At 54.3% G+C, this 15201-nt stretch carries 11 protein-coding genes; 6 read left to right on the top strand and 5 right to left on the bottom strand.

The window, feature by feature from the left end; genetic code table 11:
- Nucleotides 1-217 precede the first annotated feature (217 nt).
- Nucleotides 218-2383, top strand: a complete 2166-nt coding sequence (locus tag KYK14_RS04930) for a GSCFA domain-containing protein (protein ID WP_219157461.1) — start codon at nt 218-220, stop codon at nt 2381-2383.
- A 65-nt stretch (nt 2384-2448) separates the two neighbouring features.
- On the opposite strand, the gene KYK14_RS04925 is transcribed toward KYK14_RS04930, so the two are convergent.
- A complete protein-coding gene (locus KYK14_RS04925) occupies nt 2449-3327 on the bottom strand; it encodes a ferritin-like domain-containing protein (RefSeq protein ID WP_185281024.1) in 879 nt (292 codons plus the stop codon).
- A 49-nt stretch (nt 3328-3376) separates the two neighbouring features.
- Entirely contained in the window at nt 3377-4141 is a 765-nt protein-coding gene (locus tag KYK14_RS04920) for a ferritin-like domain-containing protein (RefSeq protein ID WP_246601688.1), read from the bottom strand.
- 360 nt (nt 4142-4501) lie between these two features.
- Here KYK14_RS04920 and priA point away from each other — a divergent pair, with 360 nt between their 5' ends.
- Complete coding sequence (gene priA / locus KYK14_RS04915; protein WP_219157458.1) at nt 4502-7042, top strand: replication restart helicase PriA; 2541 nt, start codon at nt 4502-4504, stop codon at nt 7040-7042.
- 656 nt (nt 7043-7698) lie between these two features.
- Here the strand turns inward: priA and KYK14_RS04910 are convergent.
- On the bottom strand, nt 7699-8268 hold the full coding sequence (locus KYK14_RS04910; protein ID WP_219157455.1) for a hypothetical protein: 570 nt from the start codon (nt 8266-8268) through the stop codon (nt 7699-7701).
- Between the two features lie 369 nt (nt 8269-8637).
- Between KYK14_RS04910 and KYK14_RS04905 the strand changes: the two genes are divergently transcribed.
- The 3 genes from KYK14_RS04905 (at nt 8638) to KYK14_RS04895 (ending at nt 11279) form a co-directional block, all read left to right on the top strand.
- Nucleotides 8638-9426 carry a class I SAM-dependent methyltransferase gene (locus KYK14_RS04905; protein ID WP_246601687.1) on the top strand — a complete coding sequence of 263 codons (789 nt, stop codon included), beginning with the start codon at nt 8638-8640 and terminating at the stop codon, nt 9424-9426.
- Between the two features lie 99 nt (nt 9427-9525).
- Entirely contained in the window at nt 9526-10770 is a 1245-nt protein-coding gene (locus tag KYK14_RS04900) for an S-adenosylmethionine:tRNA ribosyltransferase-isomerase (protein ID WP_219157452.1), read from the top strand.
- 95 nt (nt 10771-10865) lie between these two features.
- Nucleotides 10866-11279 carry a hypothetical protein gene (locus tag KYK14_RS04895; protein ID WP_185281028.1) on the top strand — a complete coding sequence of 138 codons (414 nt, stop codon included), beginning with the start codon at nt 10866-10868 and terminating at the stop codon, nt 11277-11279.
- Nucleotides 11280-11369: 90 nt separating this feature from the next.
- Here the strand turns inward: KYK14_RS04895 and KYK14_RS04890 are convergent, their stop codons facing one another.
- Complete coding sequence (locus KYK14_RS04890) at nt 11370-13958, bottom strand: M14 family zinc carboxypeptidase (RefSeq protein ID WP_219157448.1); 2589 nt, start codon at nt 13956-13958, stop codon at nt 11370-11372.
- Between the two features lie 239 nt (nt 13959-14197).
- Nucleotides 14198-14473 (bottom strand): hypothetical protein, encoded by a 276-nt coding sequence (locus tag KYK14_RS04885; RefSeq protein WP_219157445.1) that lies wholly within the window; start codon nt 14471-14473, stop codon nt 14198-14200.
- 172 nt (nt 14474-14645) lie between these two features.
- On the opposite strand from KYK14_RS04885, the gene KYK14_RS04880 reads away from it, so the two are divergent.
- A complete protein-coding gene (locus tag KYK14_RS04880; RefSeq protein ID WP_219157442.1) occupies nt 14646-15122 on the top strand; it encodes a hypothetical protein in 477 nt (158 codons plus the stop codon).
- Nucleotides 15123-15201: the final 79 nt, after the last annotated feature.

Raw genomic sequence — 15201 nt, 5'->3', positions numbered from 1 at the left:
CCGACTGCTTTGGTAGTCGGGCTTTTTCGTTACTGATAGAACAGCTTTCTGGCCAACATGCGCTACCCTCCGTATTAGCTAACTGGTTTATATAAGCAATTTACTCCCATCTTTGTCCATGAGTGCTTTGTTTTTGAAGTTGCCGCGCTTCGGTGGCGCGCGATTCAGGAGCGGCGCAGCGTATTTGTTGGCCGGCTATCGGTCCTAGCTTCCTTGCATGTTTCGTACTGAAATTCCTCTTACTCCTTATCCGCAGCAGCTGCCACACGCAGCACGGGTGCTGACGGTGGGTTCCTGCTTCGCAGAGACAATTGGCGTGCGCCTGATCGAGAATAAGGTCGCGGCCGTTGTGAATCCCTTCGGCACCGTGTTTAATCCGCTCACGGCTTGCCAGTTGCTGCGTGCAGCTGCTGGTGAGGATATGGATTGGCAACAGCACTTAGTAGAAGCCCGCGGCCGCTGGCAGAGCTACGACCTGCACGCTACCCTTGGCGCCGATTCGCCGGTGACGTTATTACAGCAGATTCAAGAGCTAGTGCAGCAAACCGGCGAATTTCTGGGCACCGCCGATGTGGTGATGCTGACGCTGGGTACCGCATTTGTCTACCGGCTGCGCGCTACAGGCGAGTTGGTTAGCAATTGCCACAAAATTCCGGCAGATCAGTTTGAGAAGGAATTGCTGACACCGGACGAAATCATCAACGCCGTAGCGGAAACCCACGCCTACTTACGGCGTCATAATCCGAAGCTGCGATTTATCTTGACGGTAAGCCCCGTACGCCATTTGAAGGATACACTCCCTCTGAATGCTGTCAGCAAATCAGCTCTTCGACTGGCTTGCCATTACTTGAGCGAGCTGTTACCCGATGTATCGTATTTTCCGGCCTATGAACTGCTACTAGACGATCTACGTGACTACCGTTTCTATACCGATGACATGCTGCACCCTTCCGTGGTGGCACAAGATTACATCTGGGAGCGGTTTACGCGTACGTATTTCGATGCAGCGTTTGGCCGCTTCAAAAAGGAGTGGCATTCTGTACAGCAGGCGTTACATCATAGGCCGTTGTATGCAGGCGCTCCTGAGCATCGCCAGTTTTTAGAAAGCACGCTGGAGCGCCTGCGGCGTCTGGGCCAGCAAGTTGATGTAACAACTGAGATAGAAGCCGTAGAGCAGCAATTAGCAGCGCTACCTATCCCTTCTGTGCCTGAACCGGAGCCAGAGTCGGATGACGATGAGGAACGAATTGATATTGGCGAGTATGCTGAGCAAACTCCCGCAGTTGCCACGGAATTAGCGTTGGCGTCTATTACGGAAGAGGAGGTTGTTTACTCAGAGGAAGCACTGGCCGACCTGCCTGCTACGCCTGTGGTAGAAGAAGCTGAGCAGGTTGTGGATGAAGCAGTTACTCAACTTCCCAAGAAAAAACGGCGGAGCCGAGGCGGAGCCAAGCGCACGGCCCGCAAACGTGCTGCGCTAGAGGCTTTAGCAGCCCAGGAGGCGGGCTCGGCGGAGCCCAATGAAGATGCAGAAATAGCTGTTGAAGCTGATCTACGTCCTTCCGTTGAGGTAGTTGACGAGCAATCTACAATAGTAGAACAGTCTGTGGAGGAATCCGTTGAAGAAGCAGCGGATGCAGAGGATGTTGATATTGTGCCAAAGCCCCGCAAGGGTCGTACGGCTGGTCAGATATTGGCCGACAAGAAAAAGGCACGGCGCTCGGGTAAAAACCGTGGCCGCCAACTAGCTCCTCTATACGCCACGCCGGAAAACGCTTCTACAGAAACTCCCGAGACAGCTCCTGAATTGATTCAGAGCGAAGCCTCGGGCCCAATAGTTACAGAAACAGCTTCTGCGCCCTCCCCTACCCTGCTACCAGCTGAAGAGGAAGCACCTGTTGCCGCCGTCTCAGCGGTTACTGCTACCACTGAGCCAGAGCCAACGGCACCAACGCCAACACCTGAGTCATCTGCGCTACCAGTAGAGCTTCCGGAGGCTACCCCTGTGGCCAATGCTGAGGATCCTCCTACCCTGTCAGCCGATACTGAAGCAACGCCCATTCGCAAAGCCGCTAAGCCTAAAGCACAAGCTAAGCCAAGGGCTTCTCGCAGCAAAAAAACGACTGTCACTCCGGCGCCGGTTGATACGACTGCACCGGAACCGGCCGCAACGCATACCCCTACTGCACCCAAGCCGAGGGCACCCCGAAAGAAAGCTGCTAAAACTTCTACCCCGCCAGCGCCCGACACGGCACCGCAGACGACTATAGAGCCAACCACTGAAACTGCGCCCACGACGGAACCTGCGCCTACTGCCCCTAAGCGCCGCAGTAGGCCGCCACGCAAAAAACCAGCAGCACCCGACGACACGTCGGCTACGTAGGGTAGTAAAATAAAAAAGGGCAGCCCTATCGGCTGCCCTTTTTTTCTTCGCTCAGTATCTGAGAGCTATTTGAGGAAGTTGCTAGCAATATTGAGTACTGTAGCCATATCCAACGGCTCGTCGAATGCTTCGGAGGCCTGATCGGCCGTTACGTTGGGGATAGACGTGAGGTCGATACCGGCTTGCGTGACGTTCGCTTCCGAAGGGAACATATCGGCTGGCATACCAGGGCCATACACGGGAGCCGTTACACTGGGCAAGGGGCCACCGCCTTCGTTGCCGGTAATCCAGCTCTTGGGTAGGCCGTTGGCCTGCGTACCTCCGCGGCGCATAGTGCGGATGTGCGAGGCATGGCGGGCTTCTACAGAGTGAATGTTCAGAGCAGCTTCGAGCACCGTATTATTTTCGATCAGCAGTGGAGCGCCGCCTTTGTAAGCGCGCACGCCGGTATCTTCGAAAGCCTGCGCCAGCGCTAGGAAATTCTGCCGGTAACGGAACACCTCTGAAATTAAGGGAGCACGCTTGCCACCTTTCGAGCCAGTGAAATCGAAATCGTTGGCGCTGAGCGGCGCAATGGCGCTGCTACCCAATACAGCCTTTAAAAAGTTGACGTGCTTCATTTCGTCGTCGCGGATAATCGTGATGGCGGCCAGATCGGCCTGCACAAACAGATTACGCGTCTTCACGCCCATATCGTAGAAGTAGTATTCCAGGTATTCCAGCGTGAGGGCGAAGTTCAGAACATCGGTTACCTGCTTGCTCAAGCCTGAAGACTGCCCGTAGGCTTTCTGGAACATGGAGCCCATAGCCAACGGCACAGCGGCTGTGGCTAGTTTTTTACCGAAACCAGCAAAGTGCTTGAAAACCTGACGACGCTGGTCGAGCCGCTCATAGACTTCCGGGTCTACCTTCTCGATTTCGGCGAGTATGTTGAGAATATTCATGGAGTAGTGGTTTACAGAACAGAAAGATGTGAGAGTGAGTAGGCGATGCTTATTCCGTGGGCAGGTTGCTCACGTTCAGCTTCGAGCCTTCTTTGAGAAAGTTGTTAGCAATGGCCACTACCTGAGCGGGCATCATTGATTTCTCCAGCGCGTTGCTTTGGTCCACCACATCAGGACCAACAAAGGTGTTGTACTCCAAGAAGTCGCGGACAATAGCAGCGTGACGCGCTTCTACCGATACAATCTTGCCGGCAATGGTTAGGTAAGCAGGGTTTTTGATAAGTTTACCAGCGCCGTTGTACGCAGCTACTCCTAAGTCTTCGAAGGCTTTGGCTACGCTCAATACCCCGTTCTTGGTACGAAAATCAATACTGGAAAAGTCTACCTCCAGGTCTTTAATAGGGGTAGCACCAGCGGCCGTAATGGCCATTTTGAAAAACTCCCGGTGAATACGCTCATGCGCTTCAATATCGCGCAGGAATACTCTCTGTGGAGCCGATGTACTGTTATAGTATTGGGTTTGCAATACTTGTGCGTAGAAAGCAGCCTCGAGTTGCTCCAAGGCATACGCATAATTCAGAATACCTACGTCGCCACTACCTACATCTACCATATTAGCCATGTCGGCGGCGATAGCGCTGGCGCTTTGTGTCTGCGACATGTCCTCCATCACGTCGTTGCAGCCAGCTAATGCCAGACCACCTACTGCCAAGCCCAGGCCTGTATAGCGTAGAAAGTTACGCCGCTCCAAAGGCATCTTCAGCCCTTCACTAAGACCTTTGGTCTCAGTGTCATTGTGCATCACTTTAGACATATTATTTTGGGTTAAAAGGTGAGAATACAAAGCTTACGCAAACCATTGCGGAACTGGATTTACCTCTTTTTTCCAACTATCTATAATACCCGAATTATGCACATAACTAGCAGGATTATAACAAGTTGATATGCTTTTTACAAGAAAAGTATGTGCTTCCTACTATCTCAATTTTGAGAGAAAGTCCCTTGCGTTCAACTTGATAAAGCCAACACATTGCGGAGCTTATCGAGTTGAGTTGCTGCACGCATCATCTACATTTCACTGCCGGGCTAAACTCAGCATGTCGGCAACCACGCGCCCGCGAAACGGTTATCTTTGTAGTCCGCTTTTTGACTTTCGCCTGATAGCTTCTTTCTTTTGAGCCTTTCGTTTGACTTTGTGCAGCCGGAGCCGGTGGCCACCGACCGCGTCACGCTATTCGCGGACGTGATTTTGCCCCTCCCTCTGCCCAAACTATATACCTACCGTGTACCCTATGAGCTGAATGACCAAGTGGTTATTGGCGGACGCGTGATTGTGCAGTTCGGCGCTAAAAAAACGCTGAGCTGCATTGTGGCCGCCGTGCACGAAACGCCGCCCAAAGACTACCAGGCTAAGTACATTCTGGAATTTATTGACGATGCGCCGGTAGTGACGCAGCCGCAGCTGAAGCTGTTTCGTTGGATGGCCGACTACTATATGTGCACCCTAGGCGAGGTAATCAACGCAGCCCTACCCGCCGCGCTCAAGCTTAGCTCGGAAAGCCGCGTGCAGCTTCATCCGGCCTTTGTGCTGGAGGAAAGTCCTTACCCTTTGAGTGAGCAGGAAGAGCGCATTGTGGAGGTCCTGCGTACGGGTGAGGAAGGTAAGTCAATGACCTTTACAGAGGTAGGTGAATTGTTGGGCATCAGCTCGTTTCACCGCGTAATCAAGTCGCTGATGCAGAAGGAGGTCATCTTTCTGTTTGAGCATCTGAGTGATAAATACTCACCGAAGGTGGTGAAGAAAGTGCGGCTAGCCCACACGTTTGTGGCCGAAGCGGCGTTGGAAGAACTGTTTCAGCGGCTGGCTACCAAACCCAAGCAGCTGGACGTGCTGATGCGCTTTTTGCAGAAAGTGCCCATCTACCAAAACGAGCATGCCAATCACCAGGGCATCGAAAAAGCCTACCTCAGCAGCGCTCCGCACCTCTCGGCTTCGGCCGTGAACACCTTGATTAAAAATGGTGTATTGGAGCAGTTCGACGTGATTGTGTCGCGTTTCCCGCTGGACCATACGGCCGAAACCCGCCTGAATTTCACCCTAAGCGAGGCGCAAAACACGGCCCGCGGGGAGATTTTGCAACAGTTTGCCGAGAAAGACATTGTGCTGCTGCACGGCGTGACAGGCGCAGGCAAGACGGAAATCTACATTGACCTCATTCAGCAGGCCATGCAGGGTGGCGGGCAGGTGCTCTACCTGCTGCCCGAAATTGCCCTTACAGCCCAAATTGTAACGCGCCTGATGCGGGTGTTTGGCACCCGGCTGGGCGTGTATCATTCCAAATTCTCCGACAACGAGCGGGTGGAGGTGTGGAACGGCGTGCTGTCAGGGCGGTTTCAAGTGGTGGTAGGGGTGCGCTCGGCCGTGTTCCTACCCTTCGACAACTTGGCGCTGGTGATTGTGGATGAGGAACACGAGTCGAGCTACAAGCAGTATGACCCAGCACCGCGCTACAATGCCCGCGAGGTGGCCTTGATGATGGCCAATTTTCAGGGCGCCAAAACCTTATTGGGCTCGGCTACTCCTGCTGTGGAAACCTATTACCAGACCCGCGCCGGCCGCTATGGTTTGGTAGAGCTGACCAAACGCTACGGTGAGGCCGGCCTACCCGAGATTGAGTTGGTAGATACCCGCAAAAGCCGGGAGCAGAAAACCATGCTCAACCATTTCACGCCCGAGCTGATGCAGGAGATGGAGCGCAAACTGGGCGCGCAGGAGCAAGTAATTCTTTTCCAAAACCGGCGCGGCTACTCCCCCTTTATCAACTGCCTCGACTGCGGCTGGATACCGAAGTGTAAGAGCTGCGCCGTGAGCCTGAGCTACCACAAGCACGTACACGAGCTGCGCTGCCACTACTGCGGCTACCACGAGCGCATGCCGGTGGAGTGCCCGGCCTGCGGCTCACGCAACCTCAAAACGGTAGGCTTCGGCACCGAAAAGCTGGAAGACGACCTAAAAATCATGCTACCCGAAGCTCATGTGCAGCGCATGGACTTGGACACGACCCGTGCCAAAAATTCCTACCAACAGATTATCAGCGACTTCGAGCAGCAAAAAACCAATATTCTGGTGGGCACTCAAATGGTGACGAAGGGACTGGACTTTGCCAACGTGAGCCTGGTAGGCATTATCAACGCCGACAGCATCATTCACTACCCCGATTTTCGGGCGCACGAGCGGGCCTACCAGATGTTTGTACAAGTGAGTGGTAGGGCCGGCCGCAAGGGAAAGAAAGGCAAAGTCATCATCCAGACCGGCGACCCGTTGCAGGTGATTTTCGATAAAGTGATTCGCAACGATTATTTGGAGTTCTACGAGTACGAAATCACGCAGCGACGCGAGCATGGCTATCCGCCATTCATGCGCGTGATTCGCCTTACGGTGAAACACGTAGATCAGCTCCTAGCCGAGCAGGCAGCTATTCTGCTCACCCAGGAATTGGTGGACCGTCTGGGCCGCGAGGCTGTGCTTGGGCCAGAAGCGCCGTACATTTTCCGTATCCGCAACTTCTACTTGCAGGAAATTACCATCAAGCTCAGCCGCGAGCATACGGTCCTGAAATCGGCCAAAAGCGATATTCGGGACGCCATCAACATCGTGAAAGACCAAAAGGAGTTCAAGCAAGCTCGCATTGCGGCCGATGTGGACCCGATGTAGGAGGCAGCTTAGCTCCTACCCTGCGCTCGGCGCCGGTCTTCGCGTAGCCGCCGCACACGACCATTTTTACCTTGGGCAAACAGTAGTGCAATACCAACAAGTAGCGCTATCAGGCCTGTAGTACCAATAATCAATCCCCCTAGACCGCCCCATGGCGTACTAGAATTTGCAGATCTCCCTGCTTGCACCAAGCGTACTACCCCTATACTAGCAACAACTGCTCCCGTAACGTTAACTATTGTGGTGTTACGGTCGGGCTTGCCGTATGCTCGCAACGGGTTATCTGGATAAGTGATTGTAGGAGCTGGCTTTCGGATCATAGTCGAATCCAACGATTGCTTTATAACGGCACTATCGCGCTGTTCCGACAAGGTCACAGAAGTGGGTGCACTAGATGTCAGCGTGTCCGTAGGTTTTGTATAGATGGAAGACGAAGTAGGCAGTGTTCCTACTCGGCTGCTCCGGCAATTCACTGTACTCATTAACAGTACGGTCATGAACAAATAAAAAATGACACGCATAAATTGAAGTAATAGTAGATGATACCATAACGCCTAATGCTCTCTAAGTAAAGGATGTATATTGGTATATAAAAACAGCAAGCCCCAATCAGTAATTGATTGGGGCTTGCTGTTTTAGATCTATTTGTCTTGAGCTTACGCCATATCGAGTAGACCCAATACGATGAATACAATACCCACGATGGCAATAATACCACCCAGTACACCGAAAATGCCGCTGATGAAGGACAGCAAGCTCACTAGCAAACCAACCAGCACCAGGATAATACCTGTGCGGATGTTACCATCGAGGCGGTTGGTTTCAGCAGTTTCACTCTTCTGCTTCACTTGCATTTTGCTGGCTACTTTTTGGGCCTGCTTGGCTACCTTGTTCACCAATGCTTTCTGCATCAGATTCAATTTAGGCGCTTTGGCGGGCTTGGCAGCGGGTGCAGGCTGAGCCACTGGTGCCGGTGCAACTGCTACGGCGGGGGCAGATGCAACTACGGGAGTTTCAGTAGCTACGGATGCTGCTTCAGGTGCAGTAGCAACGGCTGCAGGAGCTTCAGCTACTGGTTTGGGCGCCGTTACGGTATACTGCGTACCGTGGTAGGCCGACGTTTTAGGCAACATAGCGTATTCAGCGCGGTTGCAGCTTGTGAGAGCAGTAGCAGTTACCAGCAAGGCAACAAAGCCACGTTGCAGAGAGAGAAGTTGTTTTTTCATACAGGCAAAGGTAGAATGAATATCGCCCTATACGAATAAAGTGCTGATTAGGGTAAATTTTCAGCAGATTTAAATCCTAATAGCGCGGTGGACACATCCAACTAGTTGCCATTCGTTAGCCAAAGCACATTCTTTTCATGGCTGTTCTTATATTTTTTTCTGGTTGCCATCGTTAAGTCTTTATCACCATAGCTGATTCACACACAGGATTAAAGCGTGCGGCATGTGATGGAGAGGATGTAACTGTCGAGCTGCTATGGGCGAGTAGATCGGCTTTTTCAGCGTAATTCAAGTAATACATTGTCTCGGCAGAACGCTTCTCAACTGCCAGTCGTTTTGGAGGCTATTCCCACCAATTTATTTGACTTTATGTCTTTATCTGCTCTTCCTACACGGTGGTTGCTGCCTATGTGCGGCAGTGTTCTTCTGTTGGGTGCCTGCACGCAGCTGCCCACTGAAAGCGTCAATACCACGAGCCTAACTGCGGAACGCCATACCTTGGTGGCACCCGACACTACGGGCTACGAGTTTCGGCCAGCTGCCGACCCCAATGGCATCAGTAAATATTACCAAGGCCGGCAGATTGCCCACGTAATGGGGCATGAGGGCGCTGACTGGCTGGAGCGCCCCGACCGCAACCAGGAGGAAGGCACGGATATTTTACTGCGGGAGCTACAACTAAAGCCTACCGACGTGGTGGCTGACCTAGGGGCCGGTACGGGCTACTTTACTTTTCGAATGGCGCCATTGGTGCCGCAGGGAAAAGTGCTGGCTGTAGATATTCAGCCCGAAATGCTGGCTGCTATTCAACAAAACAAAGCCAAACAACACGTTACCAACGTGGAAGCGGTGAAAGGCACCACGCAAAATCCCAATCTCCCTGCTAATCAAGTTGATCTGGTGCTGCTTGTGGATGCCTACCACGAGTTCGACTATCCACGTGAGATGATGCGTGCCGTCCGCGCCTCGCTTACTCCAACGGGTAGGGTGGCTTTAGTGGAGTACCGTGCCGAGGACCCAAGCGTGCCCATCAAGCGCTTACATAAGCTCAGCATCGACCAGGCCCGTAAGGAGATGGCAGCGGTAGGTCTAGAGTTTGTAGAAAGCGTGGAAGCGTTGCCTCAGCAACATTTAATGTTTTTTAGAAGAGCGAAATAGTTGACGCGCAAGCCACTATAGCTGCATGCACAGCGCTTGAGTGGTAGTAGCCATTTGCATAGCATTGCTCGTAGTCACCTGATTGCAGACCTTTGCAGGATGTCCGCTGTCCCTACCCCTGATCCACGCCAGCTTTCCATTCAGGATTTCACCTATCAGCTGCCACCGGAGCGCATTGCGCCGGAGCCCCTCGCGCACCGCGACCAGTCGCGCCTGTTGGTGTACCGCCAGGGCAATATCACTGACCAACGCTTTCACGCCCTACCCGCCGAATTGCCTGCCGATTCGCTGTTGGTCTTCAATGATACCAAGGTAGTGCGGGCCCGCCTGTTTGCGCACAAGCCCACAGGTGGGGTGGTCGAGCTGTTTTGTCTGGAGCCGGTAGCTCCGCACCGCGCCATTGAGCCCGCCATGCAGCAAACCGGCAGTTGCGTCTGGAAATGCTTAGTAGGCAACGGCAAACGCTGGAAATCCGGACCAGTGCAGGTGGAGTTTCAGGTAGATGGCGAAACGGCGGTGCTCACGGCCGAGCGGCAGGAGGTAGCAGAGGGCTACTCGTTGATTGCTTTTCGCTGGACGCCCCTTACCCTACCCTTCGCCGAGGTGTTGCGTGCGGCCGGCCATTTGCCGCTGCCGCCCTACCTTAATCGCGCCGATACGGACCTCGATGCCGTGCGCTACCAGACGGTGTATGCTGCCCACGAAGGGGCCGTGGCGGCCCCCACTGCCGGCCTGCATTTCTCCGATGCAGTGCTGGCTGAGCTGGATGCACGCGGCATTCAGCGGGCCACCGTAACGCTGCATGTGGGCGCGGGCACCTTCCAGCCGGTGAAGGCCGATCACATGGCCGACCATCCCATGCACGCCGAGCCTATCAGTGTGGAGCGCGACTTTCTCTACCAGCTGCTTGCGCACGCGCCGCGGCCGGTTATTGCGGTGGGCACCACTAGCTTGCGCACCTTGGAAAGCCTATTCTGGCTGGGTGCGCAACTGGTGCGCCAGCCAGAGGCGGCTTCGGCGGCGTTGCACCTCACGCAATGGGAGCCGTACCAACCTGTGCCTACCCCTACCCTAGAAGAAACCGTGCGCGCCCTGCTCGCCTACCTAGACCAGCACCAGACCGATACCCTGCACGCTACTACCCAGCTGCTGATTGCACCGGGCTATACGTTCCGGTTGGTACAAGGTCTTATCACCAATTTTCATCAGCCAGAAAGTACCCTGCTACTTCTGGTAGCTGCCCTGCTGGGTCCCGACTGGCGACGCGTCTACGAACATGCCCTAGCCCACGACTACCGTTTCCTGAGCTACGGCGACAGTTCGCTGCTGCTGCCGAATGCCTGAGCTAGCCGTGTAGTAGTGGGAAGATTGCACGCAAAAGGCAACCATTTTCGCACGAATCGTATAGAGAGGAGACATCTTTTTTTCCCTCTGACATCATGAAAAAGTTTCTTTTGCTCATAGCTACCGTGGCCCTTTCATCGGCCGCTTTTGCCCAGACTACCACTCAAACCACTACTACGGAAGACCGCTCTAAAGCTGGTGAAGTAATTCACGACGCGAAGGAAGGCGTAGAAACCGGTGCCAAAAAAACCGGTCATGTCGTGAAGAAGGGAGCCAAGGCAACGGGTAATGCTGTGGAAACCGGTGCTGAAGCTACCGGCGACTTCGCCAAAAAAGCTGCTCGCAAGACCAAGCATGGCGTAAAAAAAGGCGCTAAGGCAACGGGTAATGCTGTAGAAACCGGTGCTGAAGCTACCGGCGATTTCACTAAAAAAGCTGCTCGCAAGACCAAGCGTGGCGTGAAAAAAGGCGCCAACGCGGTAGGCAATAAAGCTGAAGAAGTATTTTAATTGCTTCCGTGCTTACAAGAAAGCACAGCTAAATAAAAAGAGCCGCACCAACTATTTGGTGGGGCTCTTTTCTGCTTTTTGATTACCTTTTTATTGTCCAACCAGAAAAACGGCGTTGCTGAATAGTAGCTTGCCACCTTGCCAGAAAGCCCGGAACAGCGGATTATCAGCCATGTACACCACTTGGCCCCTACCCATCTCCTGGGTGCCCAGCACAAAGGTATCAACCAGCTGACGGCGGGCCTGCACGCCCGTGAAACCAGCCGCATAGCTATTTTTCTTGAGCACACCCACATTCCAGCCCCCATCGCTCAGAAAACGGTAGTTGAGCGGATTGCGAACAAGGGCGAAGTACGAAGACCCATAGCCAAAAGCTAGCGGATGCGTGTTGTCGAGCTGCACGCGGTAGACGCTACCTTGCACCTGTTCCTGCAATTGCGTGCGCTCGGCATCGGCATAGCGACGGAGCTGTTGGTAGGGGTCGCCTTTTTTTGTGGCGGCGCTGTCAGCAGGCTTTGTTTTCAGGAGGAAATCTTTCTTATCAGCTAAAAAACGGGCGGCTCCTTCTAAGGCAATCAGTTTGCCGCCGGCGCGCACCCAGGTTTTCAGCGCTTCCAAGCCATGGTCAGAATACACATCGGAGTAGTTGCCGTCGGGCAGAATTAGCACGTCGAATTTCTGCAGGGGCACGCTGTTGATGTAGCTGGTACCTAGCACCGTGAGAGGGTAGTGAATTTGCTGCTCGAAGAAATGCCACACCTCTCCAAAGGCACCGGAGCTTACACCTTCGCCAGCCAGCACGCCCACAGTAGGCTGACCTACATAACGCACCGAGCTGGAGCCCAAGTCGCTGCCAGTGGTAGAAAAGCCAGTTTGCACAGCCTGCACGGCCACGCCCGCCGAATCGGCTTGCGCCCGTACCACTTGGTCGAGCTTGGGCCCCATGGCTTCGTTGCCGGCTCGGGTAATTACCAGCGTGCCAGGCGCATATTGTTGGCCGGCCGCCTCGAAAGCTTTTTCGGCTACCCGTACCTTCACCTTGGCTTGCAGCAGTTGACTCAGAAACTGCACGTCGTGCTGGTTGGTCCAGCGACTGAGGTAGGCGTAGGGCTTATCTGTTGTAGGTTCTGAAGTACCGGTTGCGCGTTGCGGAGTTTTCTGCTCTGGCGACTTGGAACTCACCTCTGACAACTGACTTTTCAAAGCGTACCCTTTCAAGCCAAATGAGTAAGGCAAAGCCCACGCTGTAATATCATACGTGAGTGAGTCCTCCAACGCTGGCTGAGGCTCAAACAGCACTTTCACTAGCGTCGATTTGGGCTGATACATGCTGATAACCACATCCCGCGGCTGCACTTCCATCACTTCTTCCTTACCCGTATCGTAGCTGTAGCCGCGCATACGCGCCCGGCGGCTGGCGTAGCCATATTGGATTTGCTGGCGCTCTAAGTACTCCGTGAGGGCGCGAAGTTGAGCAGGGTCGGAGGAGCTAGCCATCACGAAGGTTTTGTACACGCCGCGGGGCTTGGTGCGACCGTCCGTAAAGTACTGCTGAAACTCACTGAGCAGCTTATCATGACGGTCGGCTGCAGCCTGAATGGTAGCGCGGCTGGCCGCGTGGTGGTGGCTGATGCGCTGCGTGAGCGTGAGCGTGTCGCCCTCGGCGCGGGCGATGCGCACGCCAGCCCTACCCGAGCCGCCCTGCTCGTAGGTCATGCCAATAGCGCCGTTGAAGCTCGGCCACGTGTCGCCATAGGTAGGTGCAAACAGGTCGTACACCTCGCGGGTGAAGTAGAGCCAGTTGTTTTTATCGAACACCTGGCGGTTGTAGTCGCCAATAGCATCCTGCATCTGCCGCTGCCACTTGGTAATATCTTCGTGAAACGGCTTAGCCGCCGGCGAGAAGTAGTAGGGATTGTCGACGCCCATCTCGTGAAAATCGGCGTGCACCTGCGGTAGCCACTGCGTGTAGAGCGCAATACGCTGGCGGCTTTCCTGCTGGGTTTGCCAAGCCCAGTCGCGGTTCAGATCGAAATAATAGTGGTTGGGTCGCCCGCCGGGCCACGGCTCTCGGTGCTCCCAGGCGTAGGGCGATGCGTTGGCGGGTTGTCCGGCCACGCGGTTGTACCAATCTACGTATCGGTCGTGGCCGTCGGGGTTCACGCAGGGGTCAACCAACACTACCGTATTTTGCAGCCACTGCTGCATCTGCTGGTCCTGCGGGTTGGCCAAGTCGTAGAGCACCTGCATCACCGCCTCCGACGACACTGCCTCGTTGCCATGCACGTTGTAGCTCAGCCATACAATACCCGGCTGGGCAGCGTCGGTTGCGCCCTCAGCCAAACCAGCCCGGCGCAGATTGCTCTGCCGGATAGCATCCAGGCGTTGTAGATTAACTGTTGAGGCCACCTGCACCACTTCCAGCGGACGATGCTCGTAGGTGCTACCGTATTGTTGCAAGCGCATCCCATTGGGCGTATGCGCTACCACATGCGCTACATAGCGCAACATCTGCGCGTGGGGCGTGAAGCGCGTACCCAGTGGATAACCTAGAAACTGTGTGGGTGTGAGGAGTGGCCCCTCGGCTGGAGCAGCAGGCAGTTGAGCGTAGCTGGCAGCGCTGGTTAGCAACAGAAAACTTAACAGCCAGCTGAGCGGTGAAGAGAAGAATTTTGCCATTGAAAAAGAATAGGTAGGCGGGTAAAGCGGTTCGGAGAATCGAATATAGCGTTGGCGGCACTCTTTCGGTGTCAAGTCTCCAAACAGCCTTGCCTTGTAAAAGCAAACAAGCCGATTTCCTACCCCAATACAGAGGTAGGAAATCGGCTTGTTTATAGGTTTAGGCCTTACGCACTCGCTCAACTGTGCTAAGTGATTGCGTAAGGCCTAAGGTTATGCTGTACAGATGAAACTATCGGCTATTCGACAAACATAGCCGGTGCAATGCTGTCAACTGTTACAGCTGAGGGGCCTTTCTCGCGAATCTCGTAGAGTGCATTTTCCATAATGCCCCGCCCCAGCAGGCTTAGCCCCGCGTTGAATACCCCCAGTGCTAACGTACCAGCACCTACCCATTGCGCGGTAGGAGCTTCATCGTCTTTCATTTTAGCGGCCCATTGTATCAGACAGCTACCGAAGCCCACTACTAGTAAGCCGGCCGGAGCGAAAAGCAACCATTTCTTCTTGTGCGTCATGTAGATAGGATGTGTGAGTAAACGAAAAGCCAGCCGCTATTGCGTGATACAGGCAGCCTGTTGCGGCCAGCAACCTAGTAGCAATCGTATCTTTGGGCATTGGGGTTACATGTCCGCGCCCTTTTGGCAACTACCTGTTCAGCTCCGCTCCTCGTTTTTCCCTACCCTCTCTATGAGTGCTACTACCTACGACCAGCTTCTGCACCAGGCCTTCCCCGACCCTGCCGATGCCACCCGCTACCTCAGCAAGCCTACCTTAGCCGCCTACCAGGACTTGGAGCGCGCCGGTCGGCTTGAGCTTTCCTTCCGCTTCGAGCGGGTGCGTCTGGCCGTGGCCATGGCCCTGATGAAGCTGCTGGCCGACCTAGGTGACCACGCAGACTGCCGTGCCGTGCTGGACTTAATGCACCGCGCCCTACGCGCCGGCTCCACCAAAGAAATCGACGCTATTGTCACCAAAGAAGGCAAACTGTTCGACCGGCTCTACTCCAACCTCTACGTGAATGAGCAGGGCGAGCAACTGCTCAACCTCTTCGGCGACACGCTGGAAGTAGATTCTATTGCCGGCATGGACGAGCTAATGGCGGAAGCGCTGAAATTAGCGCGGGAGCTGGATTTCACGCAGGAGGAAGACGAGGATGAGGCTTAATTACTTTTAATGTTGTCCTTTTTAAGAAAAGGCATACTGCCCCTGAAACTCTAAGTGGTAGAATAATAGAAAAGCCTAG

Source organism: Hymenobacter profundi (assembly GCF_019334315.1).
GTDB classification, from domain to species: domain Bacteria; phylum Bacteroidota; class Bacteroidia; order Cytophagales; family Hymenobacteraceae; genus Hymenobacter; species Hymenobacter profundi.
Note: the sequence above shows the minus strand (reverse complement) of the source record. Positions and strands in the feature narration are given on the sequence as shown.